The organism is Pseudomonas sp. 2822-17 (genome assembly GCF_002742485.1).
GTDB lineage: Bacteria > Pseudomonadota > Gammaproteobacteria > Pseudomonadales > Pseudomonadaceae > Aquipseudomonas > Aquipseudomonas cyclaminis.
Genome location: NZ_LJRZ01000731.1, coordinates 1 through 319, shown reverse-complemented (window position 1 = coordinate 319; position 319 = coordinate 1). Strand labels below are relative to the sequence as shown.

The following is a 319-nucleotide window of genomic DNA, read 5'->3' as shown; positions in this document are numbered from 1 at the left end:
CTGTTTACCTTAATCTCTCCTTCTTTGAAGTGGCTGAAATATTAGAAACGACAGATTTACATGGAGAAAAAGTCTACAGGTTTTCTTGCGAGGATGATCACCACCATCATATTATTTGTACTAAATGTGGGAAGGTAAGTGTCATTAATATATGTCCGATGGATTCCATTTTTGGTAACCCACCTGGATTTACTATAACAGGACATAAGTTCGAAATATACGGGTGTTGTGATGATTGTAATGGATGACTTTTTATAATGAAAACGATGGAGCTATCCTTTAAATAATAGCTCCATCGTTTTGTATATACTCTTTATCA

1 protein-coding gene is annotated in these 319 nt (G+C 34.5%); it reads left to right on the top strand.

Annotated elements, in window-relative coordinates; genetic code table 11:
* Nucleotides 1-248: Fur family transcriptional regulator (locus AOA60_RS24005; protein ID WP_143522553.1), on the top strand; the 248-nt coding region annotated here is incomplete at its 5' end.
* Nucleotides 249-319: the final 71 nt, after the last annotated feature.